A 16,244-nucleotide genomic window follows, 5' to 3' on the forward strand; every position below is an offset into this window, starting at 1 on the left:
CCAGTTCTTCACCCGCGTACGGACGTGGTCACCGGTCCGGTCGGACCGCGCGGGCTGCCGTCCGGGGACGGCTGTGGTCGGCACTCGTGCGCCCGGTCACCGGGCTGCCCCCGTGGACAGCAGGGCATCCAGCTGGGGGGCGACCGCCTCCGTGTCCACGACCGCCCGGAACGCGCGCCGGAAGGCGCGCCGGCGCAGGGCCGAGTCCAGGCACTCGTGGGAGGGGTGGAGCCAGGCTCCGCGACCGCCGAGGCGCCCGGTCCGGTCGACCACGGCCCGGAGGCCGCTGTCGGTCGGTTCGGTCACCACACGTACGAGGTGGTCAGGGTATTCGGTGGTCCGGCATCCGATGCACGTGCGACGGGAGTCTGCACTCACTCGCTCAGTACTCCTCGTCTCGCGCCGGGACGTCGGGGACGTCCCGTGCGGGCCGGGAGCCGGCGCCGGACAGGGACCACCAACGATCTGACCGCTGTCCAGTCTATCCCGCGGACCGCCCTGTGCCGAAACCGGGTGCGCGCGGGCTCCCGGGGCCGCCCCGGAGCGGGGCGCGGGCCCTGCCGCGGCGGAGCTCAGCCGCGCTCGGTGGCCTTCGACTCGGGGACGATGTCGATCTTCCAGCCGGTGAGCTTCGCGGCCAGGCGGGCGTTCTGGCCCTCCTTGCCGATCGCCAGGGACAGCTGGGTGTCGGGGACGACGGCGCGGGACGAGCGGGCCCGCTCGTCGAGCACGGTCACCCGGGACACCTTGGCCGGGGACAGGGCGTTGGCGATGCAGCGGGCGGGGTCGTCCGACCAGTCGACGATGTCGATCTTCTCGTCGTGCAGCTCGTTCATCACGGCGCGCACGCGGGAGCCCATCTCCCCGATGCAGGCGCCCTTGGCGTTGATCCCGGACTGGGTGGCGCGCACGGCGATCTTCGTGCGGTGCCCTGCCTCCCGGGCGATCGCCATGATCTCCACGGCGCCGTCGGCGATCTCCGGCACCTCCATCTCGAACAGCCGGCGCACCAGGTCCGGGTGGGAACGGGACAGCGTGATGGACGGGCCCTTCATGCCGCGCTTGACCTCGACGACGAAGGCACGGATGCGGGCGCCGTGCGGGTACTTCTCGCCGGGAGCCTGCTCGTGCGGGGGCAGCACGCCCTCGACGGTGCCGAGGTCGACCTGCACCATGTGCGGGTTGTGCCCCTGCTGGATCTGCCCGGAGACGATCTCGCCCTCACGGCCCTTGAAGTGGCCCAGGACGGCGTCGTCCTCGACGTCGCGCAGCCGCTGGAGGATGACCTGGCGGGCCGTGGAGGCGGCGATCCGCCCGAAACCGGCCGGGGTGTCGTCGAACTCCCCGACCGCCTCGCCGTCCTCGTCCAGCTCGGGGGCCCAGATGGTGACGTGGCCGGTCCTGCGCTCGATCTCGGCGCGCGCTCCCGGGAGCGCGCCGGGGGTCTTGTGGTACGCCAGCAGGAGGGCCTGCTCGATGGTCGGGATGAGCAGGTCCACGGGGATGTCGCGCTCACGCTCCAGCAGTCGGAGGGTGCTCATATCGATGTCCATGTCCGGCCTTCCTCACCTGACGACCCCGGGGACGGAGCAGCGCACCGTCGGGATGACGGGGCGCCGCCACGGGTCGTGCTCGCGCACTCGCCGTTGCCCACGGATGTCGTCGCGCTGCGGACCGCGGCGCCGGTGGGCGCCGCGGCGTCAACGGCACATCTTACACTCGAGCCGGAACCGGGCGGGCCCGTCAGTCCGTGAACTCGACCTCCACCTTCCCGCGGCGCACGGCGTCGAAGGCCCATCGCTCGGGGTCGAGCAGCCGGGGCGGCATCCCCTTCTTCACCTGGTGGCTGCGCTGCAGGACCACGCCGTCCGGCTCCACCTCGAGCAGGCGGGCCGTGAACTTCTCGCCCTCCACCGGGGTGACGCGCACCAGCCGGCCGATCGAGCGGCGCCAGTGCCGCGGCGCCACGAGCTCCCGCGTGGCCCCCGGGGAGGACACCTCCAGCTCGTAGGCGGATCCCGGTACGGGGTCCGTGCGGTCGAGGAGCTCGGACACGGCACGGGAGACCGCGACGATCCGGTCGATGTCCACGCTGTCGGTGCTGTCCTCCGGGAGGTCCACGAGCACCTGCAGCACGAGACCGGTGCCGGCGGGCTTCAGGGCGACGTCCTCCAGGACGAGCCCGGACTCCTCGACCGCGGGGCCGATCAGCTCCGCCAGCCGGTGGTCGTCGGGTCCGGGGGTGCTGTGCTCGCTCACGGAGTCTCCTCGTGCTGTCGGGACGGCGGGGTCGGTCCTGGAAATCCTATGATGAACACGGCCCCCCGCCGTCCCCCGCCCCGCCCCCCAGGAGCCTCCCGGTGACCCATCCCCGCTCGCCCGCCCACCGGGCGCTCCCGCTGCTGCTGGGGATCCTGCTCGCGACCGGCACCGCCGGGGCGTGGTGGCTGGACTCCGCCCGCCCGGTGCCCCCGGACGACATCGTGCGCGCCGACGCGTGGCTGCGCACCGAGGCGCTGCTCGAGGCCCCGTCCCCGCGTCCGGCGTCCGTGGCCGCGTGGGAGGAAGTGCGCGAGGACCTGGCCCGGCAGCTCGAGGCCCTCGGCCCCGAGCCCGACGACCGCACGAGCGCCGCCGCCCGCGCGCAGCGCCCCTTCCCCGCCGACGGCACGGACGCCGGGGACGCGGCGTCCACCGCGCTGCGCACGACCACGACGGCCCTGGCCGAGGACGCCCTGGCCGCCGAGGACCCCGCCCTGGCGCGGGTGCTCGCCGCGGCGGCGGTCTCGCGCGCCACGGCCGCCCGGCAGCTGGACGGGACCCCGGCACCGGCCGGCGCCGACCTGTGCGACGCGGGCGGGGACCCGGTGCCCGGCGGGGCGACCGCACCCGGCGCCCTCCTGTGGTCGGCGCTGGACCGCGCCGGCTACGCCTTCGAGGCGCTGGCCGCCCGCTCCGGGACGGCCCCGGACGGTGGTGCTTCCGCCGCCGCCGTGCCGGCCGGGGCCCGGGAGGACGTCCAGGAGCTTCTCGAGGTCCCGTCCGCCCGGCGGGTGCTCGCGGCCGACCCAGGGCTGCCGGCCGGTGCCTACGTCCTGCCCGACGACCTGCGGGAGCGTCCCGGCCGGGTCGCGGACACGGCGGCCCGGGACGTGCAGGACGCCGCCGCGCACGTCCTGGCCCGCGGGGACGCCGGCACGCGGTGCTGGGCGCTCGTGGCGCTGCAGCGCGCGACCGCGCTGCGCGCCGGGCTCACCGGGGAGATCGACGCCCTGCCCGGCGTGGCCCGCGACGACCCTCCGCGGTGACCCCGCCCCGGCGGGGCGGCTCAGGCTCCCCCCAGGACGTCGATCCCCAGCTTGAGGATGAGCAGCGTGACCACGGTGAGGAACACGACGCGGATGAAGCGGCTGCCGCGGGCCACCGCGGTGCGCGCCCCGAGGTAGCCGCCGAGCATGTTGGACAGCCCCAGGACGAGTCCCAGGCCCCACAGCACCGACCCGTGGCCGAAGAAGAACACGAGCGCGCCCACGTTGGTGGCGAGGTTGACGATCTTCGCCTTGGCGCTGGCGGCGAGGAAGCTGTAGCCCAGCAGGGTGATCATGGCGATGACGAGGAACGAGCCGGTGCCGGGGCCCATCACCCCGTCGTAGAAGCCGATGACGGTGCCGATCACCATCGCCGTGCCGTAGTGCCGCGCCCCGCTGTGGCGCAGCTCGGTGAGCTGCCCGACGGTCGGCCTGGCGACGGTGAACAGGAGCACGGCCACCAGCGCGGCGAGGATGATGGGGCGGAACACCGCCTCGGGCAGGGACGCGGCGAGCGCCGCCCCGCCGAAGCTGCCGACCAGCGCGACGCCGGCCATGGGCAGGGCGGTGCGCAGGTCGGGGGACGTGCGACGGTAGAACGTCAGGGCGCTCGTCGCGGTGCCGAACACGGAGCCCATCTTGTTGGTGGCCAGGGCCTGGACGGGGCTGATCCCCGGGACCATCAGCACCACGGGCAGCTGCAGCAGACCGCCGCCGCCGACCACGGCGTCGATGAAGCCCGCGGCGAGCCCGGCGGCCACCAGCAGGACGACGACGCCGGGGTCCATCTGCTCCAGGCCCGAGGCCCCGAGCCAGGCGCCGAGCCCCTGCACGGGCTCAGCCGCGCACGGCCGCGGCGACCACCGCGGCGACGCCGTCCCGGGCCACGTCCTCGCTGCCGCCGCTCGCGCGGTCCTTGAGCTCGAGGACGCCGTCCTTGAGGCCGCGGCCGACCACCAGCACGGTGGGCACGCCGAGCAGCTCGGCGTCGCCGAACTTCACGCCCGGGGAGACCTTGGGCCGGTCGTCGAAGAGCACCTCGAGCCCCTCCGCCTCGAGCTCGGCCACGACCTTCTCGGCCTCCTCCAGCACCTCGGGCCCCTTGCCCGTCGCGACCACGTGGACGTCGGCGGGGGCGACCTGGCGGGGCCAGAGCAGGCCCTTGTCGTCGTGGTAGGCCTCGGCCAGGGCGGCCACGGCGCGCGTGACGCCGACCCCGTAGGAGCCCATGGTCACGGTGATGAGCTTGCCGTTGCGGTCCAGGACCTTCAGCCCGAGCGACTCGGCGTACTTGCGGCCCAGCTGGAAGATGTGGCCCATCTCGATGCCGCGGGCCGCTTCGAGCGGGCCGGAGCCGTCCGGGGCGGGGTCGCCCGCCCGGACCTCGGCGCACTCGAGGACGCCGTCCCAGGTGAAGTCGCGCCCGGCCGTGAGGTCGTAGACGTGCTGGCCCGCCACGTTCGCGCCGGTGACCCAGCGGGTGCCGCGGACCACGCGCGGATCCACGAAGAAGGGGATGCCGGTCGAGGACTTCTCGCCGAGCACGGCCTGGTCGAGGGACAGCCCCGGACCGATGTAGCCCTTGACCAGCAGGGGGCACGAGCGGAGGTCCTCGTCCCCGGCCTGCTCCACCTGCAGCTCGCCGGAGACGTCCAGGGCGGCGCCGATGCCGGCCTCGATCCGCTTGAGGTCCACGGCACGGTCGCCGGGCAGGCCGACGGCCACGAGCCGTCGGGCGCCGTCGGGCAGGACCACCGCGAGCACCACGTTCTTGAGGGTGTCCCCCGCGGCCCAGGGCGCCTCGGCCCGCGGGTGCAGCTCGTTCGAGCGCTGCACGAGGGTGCCGATCGTGGGGCTGTCCGGCGTCTCGAGCACTCGCGCCTCGGGGACCTCGGCGGGATCGGACTCCTCGGGCACCACGGTGGTCACCGCCTCGACGTTGGCGGCGTAGCCGCCGACCGAGCGGACGAACGTGTCCTCGCCGATCTCCGTGGGGTGCAGGAACTCCTCGGAGCGGGACCCGCCCATGGCCCCGGACTGCGCCGAGACGGCGACCACGGGCAGGCCCAGGCGCTCGAAGATCCGGACGTAGGCCTCGCGGTGCCTGGCGTACGACTCGTCGAGTCCGGCGTCGTCGACGTCGAAGGAGTAGGAGTCCTTCATGATGAACTCGCGCCCGCGCAGCAGTCCGGCGCGCGGCCGGGCCTCGTCCCGGTACTTCGTCTGGATCTGGTAGAGCATGACCGGCAGGTCCTTGTACGAGGAGTACAGGTCCTTCACGAGCAGCGTGAACATCTCCTCGTGCGTGGGCGCGAGGAGGTAGTCGGCGTCCTTGCGGTCCTTCAGCCGGAACAGGTTCTCCCCGTACTCCGTCCACCGGTTGGTGACCTCGTAGGGCTCGCGCGGAAGCAGCGCCGGGAAGTGCACCTCCTGGGCGCCGATCGCGCCCATCTCCTCGCGCACCACCTGCTCGACCTTCCCGAGCACGCGCAGGCCCATCGGCAGCCAGGTGTAGATGCCCGGGGCGGCGCGGCGGATGTAGCCGGCACGGACGAGCAGCCTGTGGCTGTCCACCTCGGCGTCGACCGGGTCTTCGCGCAGGGTCCGCAGGAACAGGGAGGAGAGTCGCAGCGCCACGAAGGCTCCGTTTCCCCCGGGGAGCGCGGCGTGGAGCGGCCGGGCCCGGGCGTCGAGAGGGTGGGCGGCGCCGACGGCGCCGCTGATCCCGGTCAAATCTACACCCCCGCCCGGCCCCGCGAGTCAGGACCGGCGACCCCATGGACCTCAGAGCAGCACGGTGGCGAAGGTCCCGACCCGCTCGAAGCCGACCCGCCGGTAGGTGGCGAGGGCCCGGACGTTGTAGTCGTTGACGTAGAGGCTGACCACCGGCGTGCGCCGGCGGGCGAGGCGCACGGCGGCCGCCATGCAGGGCGCCGCCAGCCCCCGGCCACGGTGCGCCGGATCGACCCACACGCCCTGCACCTGCGCCACGCCGCGGGCCACCGAGCCGAGGTCGGCCTTGAACACCACGCGGCCCCCGTCGTCGGTCAGCACGAGGCAGCGCCCCGCCTCGACGAGCGCGGAGACCCGGTCCCGGTAGCCGCGGTCACCGCCCGTGTACGGGGAGTAGCCGACCTCCTCCTCGAACATGGCGGCGCTCGCCGGGAGCACGGCCGGCAGGTCGTCGGGCCGCGCGGGGCGGACGCCGGGGTGCGCCGCGAGCGCCGGGTCCCGGTCGATCGCCAGCAGGGGCTGGACGGGCCGCAGGTCGAAGGGCCGCGGCCAGGAGCGCTCCACCCGGGACCACAGCCCGAGCACCAGCTCGGCGGGCCCGAACAGCGAGGCGTGCCGGGACCCGCCCCGCCGCAGGTGTCCGCCGACGAGATCCAGGCCCGGGGCGTCCAGGGACACGGGCACCACGTTCGTTCCCACCCAGCAGGCGCCGGTCAGCTCCCCGTCCGGCCCGGCCGTGCCGATCACGGGCGGGATCCGCGAACCCTTGCTCCTGCGGTACGAGTCGACGTGGGCGGCCACGAACGCGTGGGCGACCGGGTCCGCCCCGAGCAGCCGGTCCAGCTCCACCGGATCGACCTCCCCCGCCGGCACCAGCCCCGGCGCCGTCCTCCGTTGCGTCCTCACCCGCCCGTCACCGGCCCGTCAGCTGACGCTCACGACGGGGCTGCCCGCCGTGGTCTCCCCGTTCTCGTCCGTCTCCATCTCGGCGGCGATGCGGTTGGCCTCCTCGATCAGGGTCTCCACGATGAGGTCCTCGGGGACGGTCTTCACGACCTCGCCCTTGACGAAGATCTGACCCTTGCCGTTGCCGGAGGCCACGCCGAGGTCGGCCTCGCGGGCCTCACCCGGGCCGTTGACGATGCAGCCCATCACGGCCACCCGCAGCGGGACGGTGAGCCCCTCGAGGCCGGCCGTCACCTCGTCCGCGAGGGTGTAGACGTCCACCTGCGCGCGGCCGCACGACGGGCAGGAGACGATCTCGAGCTTGCGCGGGCGCAGGCCCAGGGACTGCAGGATCTGGTTGCCGACCTTGATCTCCTCGACCGGAGGCGCCGAGAGGGAGACCCGGATGGTGTCGCCGATGCCCTGGGACAGCAGGGCGCCGAAGGCCGTGGCGGACTTGATGGTCCCCTGGAAGGCGGGGCCCGCCTCGGTCACGCCGAGGTGCAGGGGCCAGTCGCCGCGCTCAGCGAGCAGCTGGTAGGCCCGGACCATCGTGACCGGGTCGTTGTGCTTGACGGAGATCTTGAAGTCGTGGAAGTCGTGCTCCTCGAACAGGGACGCCTCCCACACGGCGGACTCCACGAGCGCCTCGGGCGTGGCCTTGCCGTACCTGTCCATGATCCGCTGGTCGAGGGAGCCCGCGTTCACGCCGATCCGGATGGACACCCCGGCGGCCTTCGCCTCGCGGGCGATCTGGCCGACCTGGTCGTCGAACCTGCGGATGTTGCCCGGGTTGACGCGCACGGCCGCACACCCGGCCTCGATGGCCGCGTAGACGTACTTCGGCTGGAAGTGGATGTCGGCGATCACCGGGATCGGGGACTTCATGGCGATGATGGGCAGGGCGTCGGCGTCGTCCTGGGTCGGGCACGCCACCCGGACGATGTCGCAGCCGGTGGCGTTGAGCTCGGCGATCTGCTGCAGGGTCGCGTTGATGTCCGTGGTGGGGGTGGTCGTCATGGACTGCACGCTCACCGGCGAGTCGGAGCCGACGCCCACGGACCCGACCCGGATCTGCCGGGTCTTCCGGCGCGGGGAGAGGACGGGCTGGGGAGCGGCGGGCATGCCGAGGCTGACCGGGGTCAAGGAGTTCCTCCGAGGAATCGAGGGCAGGAGCTGGAGCGGTGGCACCGGGACCCGCTCGCCGGGCCCGTCGCCGGTTCCCATTGTGCCCCATGCTCCGGGGCGGATCCCGGGCGGCCGGGCGTGATTCCTCCCTCGCCGAACGCCCGGCGGCCCGGAGTCAGAACAGCCGGACCGGCTTGACGATGTCCGCGTAGATCAGCAGCACGGACATCCCGATCATCAGCACGGCCACCGCGTAGGTCACCGGCAGCAGCCGGGCGGGGTCGAAGGGACCGGGGTCGCGGTGGCCGAGCAGCCGGGCGGTCCCCCGCCGCAGCGCCTCCCACAGCGCCCCGGCGACGTGCCCGCCGTCCAGCGGCAGGAGCGGGAGCAGGTTGAAGACGAACAGGGCCAGGTTGACGGAGCCGACGAGGCCCACGAGGGAGGCGGCCTTGTCCCGCAGCGCGATCTCCTCATGCGCGGCGATCTCCCCCGAGATCCGGCCGACCCCCACCACGGAGATCGGCCCGTCGGGATCCCGCGGCGCGTCGGAGAACGCCGCCTCCCCCACCTCGTAGACCCGCTGCGGCAGGTGCAGGACCACCCCGGCGATCTGCTGCAGCCCGTCGAGCACCGCCCCGGGCACCGCCGTCAGCGGCTGCCGGACGGGCTCGGCCGTGGGGCTGATGCCGATGAACCCGACCTCCTCGTAGCGGGGGGTGCCGTCCTCCCCGGTCACGGCGGCGCCGGAGGCGTCCAGCACGGGGCGCGACGACAGGATGGGGGTGAGCGCCGTGGACACGGTCCTCCCGTCCCGCTCGACCACCACCGCGATCCGCTCCCCGGCCCGGTCGCGGATCCGCCCGGTGAGCTCGTCCCAGGAGGCGACCGGGGCGCCGTCGACGGCCGTGACGACGTCCCCGGGGCGCAGCCCGGCGGCGTTGGCGGGGGCCCGGGGGTCCCCCGGCCGGCACTCGGCCTGCCCGGCGGCCTGGCGCTCGGCGGCCACCACGCACTCCGAGACCCACGCGACCGTCGTGGTGGGCGTCGCCGTCCCGAAGCCGGAGAGCAGGACGGCGAGGCACAGGGCCCCGAGCAGGAGGTTCATCACCGGGCCGCCGAGCATGATGACGATCCGCTTCCACACGGGCAGGCGGTAGAACACGCGGTCCTCGTCGCCGGGGGCGAGCCGGCCGGTGGCCGCGCCGCGCGCCTCGGCCGCCAGCTGCTGGAACACACCGGTGCTCGAGGCGCGGGCCGTCGAACCCGCGGACGCGGGCGGGTACATCCCCACCATCGAGATGTAGCCGCCCAGCGGGACCGCCTTGAGCCCGTACTCCGTCTCGCCCCGGCGGCGGGAGAACACGGTGCGCCCGAAGCCGACCATGTACTGCGTGACGCGCACGCCGAAGAGCTTGGCCGGCACCAGGTGGCCGATCTCGTGGAGGGCGATGGAGACCGCGATGGCGACAGCGGCCAGCAGCACGCCCACGAGGAACAGCACGACGCCCATCCGTCGGACCTCCCGGGATCGTCGAGGGCCCCCGGCGGGCGCCGGGGACGGCAGGGCCGTGCGCTCGGCACGGCGAGGACCAGTCTGCACCACCATCCTGGACGGAGGGTGGCAGGCGCACCGGGGCACGACGACGGCCGGCCGCCTCCCGGAGGAGGCGACCGGCCGTCGGTGGGCGCCGGTGCGGTACGTCTCAGCGGCGCAGGATCCGGCGGGCCAGCCGGTTGCCCACGACCTGCACCAGCTGGACCAGGACCACGATGACGGCGACCGCCGCCCACGTGACCTCGTCGTTGAACCGCTGGTAGCCCAGGCGCAGGGCGAAGTCGCCCAGACCGCCCGCGCCGATGGCCCCGGCCATCGCGGACATGTCCGTGATGCCGATGACCAGGAAGGTGTAGCCGAGCACCAGGGGGCCCAGCGCCTCGGGGAGGATCACCGTGGTGATGATCCTGGCGCGGGAGACCCCCATCGAGCGGGCCGCCTCGACGACGCCAGGGTCCACGCTCATGAGGTTCTGCTCGACGATGCGCGCCACCGCGAACATCGCCCCGATGGTCATCGCGAAGATCGCCGCGTTGGGGCCCAGCCGGGACCCCACGACCCCCTGGGTGACGGGTCCCAGCGCGGCCAGCAGGATGATGAACGGGATCGGCCGGACGAAGTTCACCACGAGGTTGAGCCCCTCGTGCACTGCTCGGTTCTCCAGGATGTTGCCCCGGCGGGTGACGTACAGGCCCACGCCCACGAGCAGGCCGAGCAGACCGGCGAGCAGCAGCGTGACGGCCACCATGTAGAGGGTCTCCCCGAGCGCGGACAGCAACTCGGGTCCCAGGACGGACCAGTCGTTCACGCGGCCACCTCTCGCAGGGTCGTGATGCGGGACATCTCGTCGACCACGGCCTGCACGGCCGTGTCCTCGCCGGTCAGCTCGAAGGTCAGGGACCCGAACGACTGCTCTTGGAGCACGCTGATCCCGCCGTAGGCGATGGTGAAGCGGACCCCGCGGGCGGCGCCGTCGGAGAGCACGCCGCCGATGTCCACGCCGTCGCCGACGTCCACGATCACCAGGCGCCCGCGGTGGGCGCGGCGCAGCCGTTCCACCTCGCGGGCGTCGGGCACCGAGTGCAGGACGGAGGAGACGAAGCGGCGCGCCGTCTCGGTGCTGGGCCGGGCGAAGATGTCCACGGTGGAGCCGTGCTCCACGACCATCCCGTCCTGCATCACGGCCACGCGGTCGGCGATGGCCCGGACCACGTCCATCTCGTGGGTGATGATCACGATCGTGATCCCCAGCTCCCGGTTGACCCGCTGCAGCACCTGCAGGACCTCCTGCGTGGTCTCCGGGTCGAGGGCGCTCGTCGACTCGTCGGCCAGGAGCAGCTTCGGGCTGGTCGCCAGGGCGCGGGCGATGCCCACGCGCTGCTTCTGCCCCCCGGAGAGCTGCTCCGGGTAGTTGCCGGCGCGCGCGGACAGGCCCACGAACTCGAGCAGCTCGGCCACCCGGGCCCGGCGCTTCTCCTTCGGCCAGCCGGCCCGCTTGAGGGGGTACTCGACGTTGCCCGCGACGGTGCGGGAGGTGAAGAGGTTGAACTGCTGGAAGATCATGCCGATCTCCTGCCGGACGGGCGCCAGCTCGGTCTCGCGCCGGCCCGCCACCTCGAAGCCCTCCACGGTCAGGGAGCCGGAGGACACGGGCTCGAGCCCGTTGATCAGACGCACGAGGGTGGACTTGCCCGCTCCGGAGTAGCCGATCACCCCGAAGATCTCGCCGCGGCGGACGTCGAGGCTGACGTCGTCGACCGCCACCACCTCGCGCGCCGCGCGCCCCGCGCCGGTGCGGAAGGTCTTGGAGACGTTGCGGAAGGAGACGAGCACCTCGTCCGGGCGCCCGGGTGCGGACGGCCCGGCGGGGACCGCCGCGCTCACTGCTCCTGGTCCTTCAGCTCCTGCTGGTAGCGCTCGGTCAGCTCCTCGAGCTCCGCCTGCTCCAGCTGCAGCGGCACGGCCGTGTCCTTGGTCTCCGTCATCTCCGCGTCGAGCACGGCCTGCTCGTGGTAGAGGTCGGCGACCTGCTGGAGGGTCTCGTCGTCGGCGAGCTCCTCGGTCGTGGTGAAGAGGTTGACGTAGACGCGGGAGCCCTCGGACTCGGGGTCGTCCTGGGCGAGCGCGGACTGCGGGTCGATGTCCGCCCGCGAGAGGAAGTCGTTGTTGATGACCGAGCCGGCCACCGAGTCGAGCGAGAGCACCGTCTGCTCCGCGGAGACCGGGGTGACCCGCACCGTCGAGGCCTCGGTGTCGACGTCGAGCTCGGTGGGGATGAGGGTGTCGCCGGTCAGCTCGACAAGGCCGGCGGCCTCGAGCACGAGCAGGGCCCGGGACAGGTTCACGGCGTCGTTGGGCACCGCGATCTCGTCGCCCTCCTGGAACTGCTCCACGGAGTCGTACTGGTTGGAGTACAGGCCCAGCGGGTAGATCGAGGTCGAGCCGATCGGGGTGATGGAGCCCCCGGCCGCGTTGTTGTAGTCGGCGAGGAACGGGATGTGCTGGAACCAGGTCATCTCTACGTCGCCGGACTCGGTGGCGGGGTTCGGCTGGTTGTAGTCGGAGAAGTCGACGTACTCGACGGTGATGCCCTGCTCCTCGGCCACCCGCTGGAGGGCGTCGTGCGTCGGGTCGGTGCCCACGACGCCGATGGTGACCTTGTCGTCGGCGAGCACGCCCTCACCGGAGGACTCCCCGGCGGAGCCGCCGCAGGCGGTGAGGGTGAGGCCGAGGGCCGTGGCCAGGGCGAGGGAGGGGAGGCGCTGCGATCGCATGTGGTGCCTTTCCGTGGGTCCGGGGTGTCCGAGGTCTCCACCAGCTCCACCGGGTCCGGCGGCCACGGTCGGGGGCGCGCCGGAGGGCGCGTGCGCGGTCGGACCGTACTTGCCGCCGGCCGTCGATGGCCGGTGCCGGATGGTTCACCTGGGGCACCCCACTACGGGAGAGGGTTGCCGCCCAGCAAGCCAGGGCTTCGTGCTGGGACTCGTCATCCGCCCGACAGACTAGCACGGGCCGCGGGGGGGCGGATCCGGTCCGGTCAGCGGACGAGGACCTCGCGGGCCCGGCGGCGGGCCCAGCGCTCGGCCGCCAGCACGGCCTGGAGCTCCAGCGGGCCGTCGTCCTCGTGCTCGCCCAGCACCGCGTCGACCGTGTCCACGATGGCCGGGAACCGGATCCGGCCGTCGTGGAAGGCGTGCACCGCCTCCTCGTTGGCCGCGTTGAACACGGCGGGGAAGGTCCCGCCCCGCTCCCCCGCGGCCTTGATGAGTTCGACGGCCGGGAACGCCACCGGGTCGAGGGGCTCGAAGGTCCACTCGGTGGCGCGCGTCCAGTCGCACGGCTGCGCGGCCCCGGGCAGCCGGTGGGGCCAGGCCAGACCCAGGGCGATGGGCAGGCGCATGTCCGGGGGTGAGGCCTGGGCGAGGGTGGAGCCGTCCACGAACTGGACCATGGAGTGCACGACCGACTGGGGGTGGACCACCACGTCGATGCGCTCGAGGGGGACGTCGAAGAGCAGGTGCGCCTCGAGCACCTCGAGCGCCTTGTTCACCATGGACGCCGAGTTGGTCGTCACCATCAGACCCATGTCCCACGTGGGGTGGCGCAGCGCGTCCTGCGGCGTGACCGTCTCCAGCTCCGCCCGGGTCCGGCCGCGGAACGGGCCGCCCGAGGCCGTCAGCACGAGCCGGTCGACCTCCTCGGCGGTGCCGCCGCGCAGGGCCTGCGCCAGCGCCGAGTGCTCGGAGTCCACGGGGATCAGGGCATCGGGGTCCCCGGTGCCGGCGGCGGCGGCCTTGACGAGGGCGCCGCCGGCGATCAGCGACTCCTTGTTCGCCAGTGCGAGCTTGTGCCCGGCCCGCAGCGCCGCCAGGGTGGGGGCCAGCCCGATGGAGCCGGTGATGCCGTTGAGCACGAGGTCCGCGTCGGGGAGGGCGGCGGCCGCGGACGCCGCGTCGGGCCCGTGCACGATCTCGGGCCGGTAGTGCCCCGCCCCGGCGACCGCGGCCCGTTCCGCGATCAGGCGGGCCAGGCGGGTGGCGTCCTGGCCGGTGCCGCTCGTGGCCACGACCGCGGCGCGGGTCTCGACGGCCTGCTCGGCGAGCAGCTCGAGGTGGCGCGCTCCGGCGGCGAGGGCGACCACGGTGAACGGGTCCGCGCCCTCGCTCTCGCGGGCGGTCCGCACGACGTCGAGGGCCTGGGTGCCGATCGATCCCGTCGAGCCGAGGACGCAGATCCGGCGGGGACCGGCGGCGGCCAGCTCGGGCGTCCGGCGGGGGCGGGGCGAGGAGGCGGGGAGCGTCATGCCCCCAGTATCCCCCAGCGGACCTCTCCGGCGCCGAGCCCCCGGCGGACCTGCGGGCGCCCGCGGCGCACCGGGCCGGTGGACGGACCGAGGCCCCGTCCCCCGGGAAGGGCGGACGGGGCCTCGGCGACGGAAGGGATCGGATCAGCGCGTGGCGCGACCCTTGCGTCCGGTGACCGCTCCGTAGATGAAGAGCACGATGAGGGCTCCTACGACGGCGGTGATGATGGTGCCGATGTCGAACGCGGACTCCAGGCTGCCGATGCCGATCAGCGAGCCCAGGAAGCCCCCGAGGAGGGCCCCGACGATGCCGAGGACGATGGTGACGATAATGCCGCCGCCCTGGCTGCCCGGCATGATGAGCTTGGCGAGGGCACCCGCGATGAGGCCGAGGATGATCCAGCTGATGATTCCCATGATGGCTCCTTATCCGTCCCGGGAGGGACTTTCATTGTACGCAACCGGCCAGTATCCCTGGAATACCCTGAGGTTGCTTCTGCGCACCACACTAGTCGACGGTCAGCCACCTGTCTGTTTACTGTCGTGAATACGCGCGTGTCTCCGGCCACGGACCGGCCCGCCGGAAGCCGGGGCTTCGGGCGGGCCGGGGATCCTCCCAGGTGGGAGCGGGAATCCGTCAGTGGGCGACGGGCTTCTCCGCACCGATGCCTGTGAGGGAGCGCACCTCCATCTCGGACTGCTTGACCGGGTCCTCGAGACGGCGCTCGGTCATGGAGCCGATGAAGCCGAGGAGGAAGGAGGCCGGGATCGAGACGATGCCCGGGTTCTGCAGCGGGAACCACGCGAAGTCCGCCGTGGGGATCATCGAGGTCTCGGTACCGGACATCACCGGGGAGAAGATGATCAGGCCCACCGAGAGGAACAGGCCGCCGTACATCGACCACACGGCGCCCCGGGTGGTGAAGCGCCGCCAGTACAGGGAGTACAGGATGGTCGGCAGGTTCGCCGAGGCCGCGACCGCGAAGGCGAGCGCCACGAGGAACGCCACGTTCTGGCCCTGCGCGCCGATGCCGCCCGCGATCGACACGAGGCCGATGACCACCACCGTGGTCTTCGCGACCCGCAGCTCCTTGCGGGGATCGGAGTCGCCCTTCTTGATGACGCTGGTGTAGATGTCGTGGGCGAAGGAGGCCGAGGCCGTGATGGCCAGGCCGGCCACGACCGCGAGGATCGTGGCGAACGCCACCGCGGCGATGATGCCCATCAGCAGCGATCCGCCCAGCTCGAAGGCCAGCAGCGGCGCCGCGGAGTTCACGCCGCCCGGCGCCGCCTGGATCCGCTCGGCGCCGATGAGGGCCGCCGCGCCGAAGCCCAGGATGAGGGTGAAGAGGTAGAACAGGCCGATCAGGCCGATCGCCCAGACCACGGACGTGCGGGCCTCCTTGGCCGTGGGCACCGTGTAGAAGCGCATCAGCACGTGGGGCAGGCCCGCGGCGCCGAAGACGAGAGCCAGGCCCAGGGAGATGAAGTCCAGCTTGCTGGTCTCCGTGGCCCCGTAGCGCAGGCCCGGCTCGAGGATGGCCGGGTTGCCGGAGACGGCGACCGCGTCGCCGAGCAGCGAGGAGAAGTTGAAGCCGTAGAGCGCCAGGATCCAGACGGTCATGACCGCCACGCCGGAGACCAGGAGCACCGCCTTGATGATCTGCACGTAGGTGGTGCCCTTCATCCCGCCCACGAGGACGTAGACGATCATGAGCACGCCCACCACCACGATGACGAGCGACTGACCGGCGCGCGAGCCGATGCCCAGCAGCAGGGACACCAGCGCACCGGCGCCGGCCATCTGGGCCAGAAGGTAGAACGCGGAGACGGAGAGGGTGGAGATGGAGGCCGCGACGCGCACGGGGCGCTGGCGCAGCCGGAAGGACAGCACGTCCGCCATCGTGAACTTGCCGGTGTTGCGCAGGAGCTCGGCGATCAGCAGCAGCGCCACGAGCCAGGCCACGAGGAAGCCGATGGAGTAGAGGAACCCGTCGTAGCCCTGGATGGCGATGGCGCCGACGATGCCGAGGAAGGACGCCGCCGAGAGGTAGTCGCCCGCGATGGCCAAGCCGTTCTGGGTGCCGCTGAAGCCGCGGCCGCCGGCGTAGTAGTCGGCGGCGGTGGCCGTGGACTTCGAGGCCCGGAGGACGATGACCATCGTGACGACGACGAACGCGCCGAAGATGGAGATGTTGATCCAGGGCGTGCCGACCGTCTCCGTGGTGGTGGTCGCCATGGGCGCGAGCGCGGAGTGCAGAGGATTCATCGA

Annotated in this window: 15 protein-coding genes and 1 riboswitch; of the genes, 1 reads left to right on the forward strand and 14 read right to left on the reverse strand. The window is 73.1% G+C overall.

The features are described from left to right. Positions 1–96 precede the first annotated feature (96 nt). The 3 genes from ACFYE1_RS03545 to ACFYE1_RS03555 form a co-directional block, all read right to left on the reverse strand. Positions 97–378: a YlxR family protein gene (locus ACFYE1_RS03545; RefSeq protein ID WP_387740009.1), complete on the reverse strand. Its 282-nt coding sequence runs from the start codon at positions 376–378 to the stop codon at positions 97–99. A gap of 194 nt (positions 379–572) precedes the next feature. Continuing rightward, a complete protein-coding gene (gene nusA / locus ACFYE1_RS03550) occupies positions 573–1,553 on the reverse strand; it encodes a transcription termination factor NusA (RefSeq protein ID WP_387740011.1) in 981 nt (326 codons plus the stop codon). Between the two features lie 190 nt (positions 1,554–1,743). Beyond that, on the reverse strand, positions 1,744–2,259 hold the full coding sequence (locus ACFYE1_RS03555; protein WP_387740013.1) for a ribosome maturation factor RimP: 516 nt from the start codon (positions 2,257–2,259) through the stop codon (positions 1,744–1,746). A gap of 101 nt (positions 2,260–2,360) precedes the next feature. On the opposite strand from ACFYE1_RS03555, the gene ACFYE1_RS03560 reads away from it, so the two are divergent. Further along, positions 2,361–3,308 (forward strand): hypothetical protein, encoded by a 948-nt coding sequence (locus ACFYE1_RS03560; protein WP_387740015.1) that lies wholly within the window; start codon positions 2,361–2,363, stop codon positions 3,306–3,308. Positions 3,309–3,328: 20 nt separating this feature from the next. Here ACFYE1_RS03560 and ACFYE1_RS03565 read toward each other — a convergent pair whose 3' ends face one another. From ACFYE1_RS03565 to ACFYE1_RS03615, 11 genes are all read right to left on the reverse strand, one after another. Then, the gene (locus ACFYE1_RS03565) at positions 3,329–4,096 is read right to left on the reverse strand and encodes a TSUP family transporter (protein WP_387740247.1); all 768 of its coding nucleotides are present in this window, start codon (positions 4,094–4,096) and stop codon (positions 3,329–3,331) included. A 49-nt stretch (positions 4,097–4,145) separates the two neighbouring features. Beyond that, positions 4,146–5,945: a proline--tRNA ligase gene (locus ACFYE1_RS03570; RefSeq protein ID WP_387740249.1), complete on the reverse strand. Its 1,800-nt coding sequence runs from the start codon at positions 5,943–5,945 to the stop codon at positions 4,146–4,148. A 147-nt stretch (positions 5,946–6,092) separates the two neighbouring features. Further along, positions 6,093–6,947: a GNAT family N-acetyltransferase gene (locus ACFYE1_RS03575; protein ID WP_387740018.1), complete on the reverse strand. Its 855-nt coding sequence runs from the start codon at positions 6,945–6,947 to the stop codon at positions 6,093–6,095. Between the two features lie 18 nt (positions 6,948–6,965). Further along, on the reverse strand, positions 6,966–8,132 hold the full coding sequence (gene ispG / locus ACFYE1_RS03580) for a flavodoxin-dependent (E)-4-hydroxy-3-methylbut-2-enyl-diphosphate synthase (protein ID WP_387740020.1): 1,167 nt from the start codon (positions 8,130–8,132) through the stop codon (positions 6,966–6,968). A 157-nt stretch (positions 8,133–8,289) separates the two neighbouring features. Further along, positions 8,290–9,624 carry a M50 family metallopeptidase gene (locus ACFYE1_RS03585; protein ID WP_387740021.1) on the reverse strand — a complete coding sequence of 445 codons (1,335 nt, stop codon included), beginning with the start codon at positions 9,622–9,624 and terminating at the stop codon, positions 8,290–8,292. A gap of 193 nt (positions 9,625–9,817) precedes the next feature. Then, on the reverse strand, positions 9,818–10,417 hold the full coding sequence (locus ACFYE1_RS03590; RefSeq protein WP_387740252.1) for a methionine ABC transporter permease: 600 nt from the start codon (positions 10,415–10,417) through the stop codon (positions 9,818–9,820). A 56-nt stretch (positions 10,418–10,473) separates the two neighbouring features. Further along, positions 10,474–11,553 (reverse strand): methionine ABC transporter ATP-binding protein, encoded by a 1,080-nt coding sequence (locus ACFYE1_RS03595; protein WP_387740023.1) that lies wholly within the window; start codon positions 11,551–11,553, stop codon positions 10,474–10,476. Next, positions 11,550–12,443 (reverse strand): MetQ/NlpA family ABC transporter substrate-binding protein, encoded by an 894-nt coding sequence (locus ACFYE1_RS03600; RefSeq protein WP_387740025.1) that lies wholly within the window; start codon positions 12,441–12,443, stop codon positions 11,550–11,552. The genes ACFYE1_RS03595 and ACFYE1_RS03600 overlap by 4 nt, the downstream gene beginning before the upstream one ends. Positions 12,444–12,543: 100 nt before the next feature. Next, positions 12,544–12,660: riboswitch (SAM riboswitch) on the reverse strand. 46 nt (positions 12,661–12,706) lie between these two features. After that, complete coding sequence (dxr, locus tag ACFYE1_RS03605; protein WP_387740027.1) at positions 12,707–13,972, reverse strand: 1-deoxy-D-xylulose-5-phosphate reductoisomerase; 1,266 nt, start codon at positions 13,970–13,972, stop codon at positions 12,707–12,709. 144 nt (positions 13,973–14,116) lie between these two features. Next, positions 14,117–14,389: a GlsB/YeaQ/YmgE family stress response membrane protein gene (locus tag ACFYE1_RS03610; protein ID WP_380216104.1), complete on the reverse strand. Its 273-nt coding sequence runs from the start codon at positions 14,387–14,389 to the stop codon at positions 14,117–14,119. A 220-nt stretch (positions 14,390–14,609) separates the two neighbouring features. Further along, positions 14,610–16,241 carry a solute symporter family protein gene (locus ACFYE1_RS03615; protein ID WP_387740029.1) on the reverse strand — a complete coding sequence of 544 codons (1,632 nt, stop codon included), beginning with the start codon at positions 16,239–16,241 and terminating at the stop codon, positions 14,610–14,612. Positions 16,242–16,244: the final 3 nt, after the last annotated feature.

This window comes from Kocuria nitroreducens, assembly GCF_042879195.1.
Classification (GTDB): Bacteria; Actinomycetota; Actinomycetes; order Actinomycetales; family Micrococcaceae; genus Kocuria; species Kocuria nitroreducens.

What these genes read in the sequence shown, in the direction of transcription:
- nusA (WP_387740011.1), bottom strand. Translation starts at nt 1,553, where the DNA reads ATGGACATCGATATGAGCACCCTCCGACTGCTGGAGCGTGAGCGCGAC.
- ACFYE1_RS03565 (WP_387740247.1), bottom strand. Translation starts at nt 4,096, where the DNA reads ATGGACCCCGGCGTCGTCGTCCTGCTGGTGGCCGCCGGGCTCGCCGCG.
- ACFYE1_RS03585 (WP_387740021.1), bottom strand. Translation starts at nt 9,624, where the DNA reads ATGGGCGTCGTGCTGTTCCTCGTGGGCGTGCTGCTGGCCGCTGTCGCC.
- ACFYE1_RS03590 (WP_387740252.1), bottom strand. Translation starts at nt 10,417, where the DNA reads ATGGTGGCCGTCACGCTGCTGCTCGCCGGTCTGCTCGGCCTGCTCGTG.
- ACFYE1_RS03600 (WP_387740025.1), bottom strand. Translation starts at nt 12,443, where the DNA reads ATGCGATCGCAGCGCCTCCCCTCCCTCGCCCTGGCCACGGCCCTCGGC.
- dxr (WP_387740027.1), bottom strand. Translation starts at nt 13,972, where the DNA reads ATGACGCTCCCCGCCTCCTCGCCCCGCCCCCGCCGGACGCCCGAGCTG.
- ACFYE1_RS03610 (WP_380216104.1), bottom strand. Translation starts at nt 14,389, where the DNA reads ATGGGAATCATCAGCTGGATCATCCTCGGCCTCATCGCGGGTGCCCTC.
- ACFYE1_RS03615 (WP_387740029.1), bottom strand. Translation starts at nt 16,241, where the DNA reads ATGAATCCTCTGCACTCCGCGCTCGCGCCCATGGCGACCACCACCACG.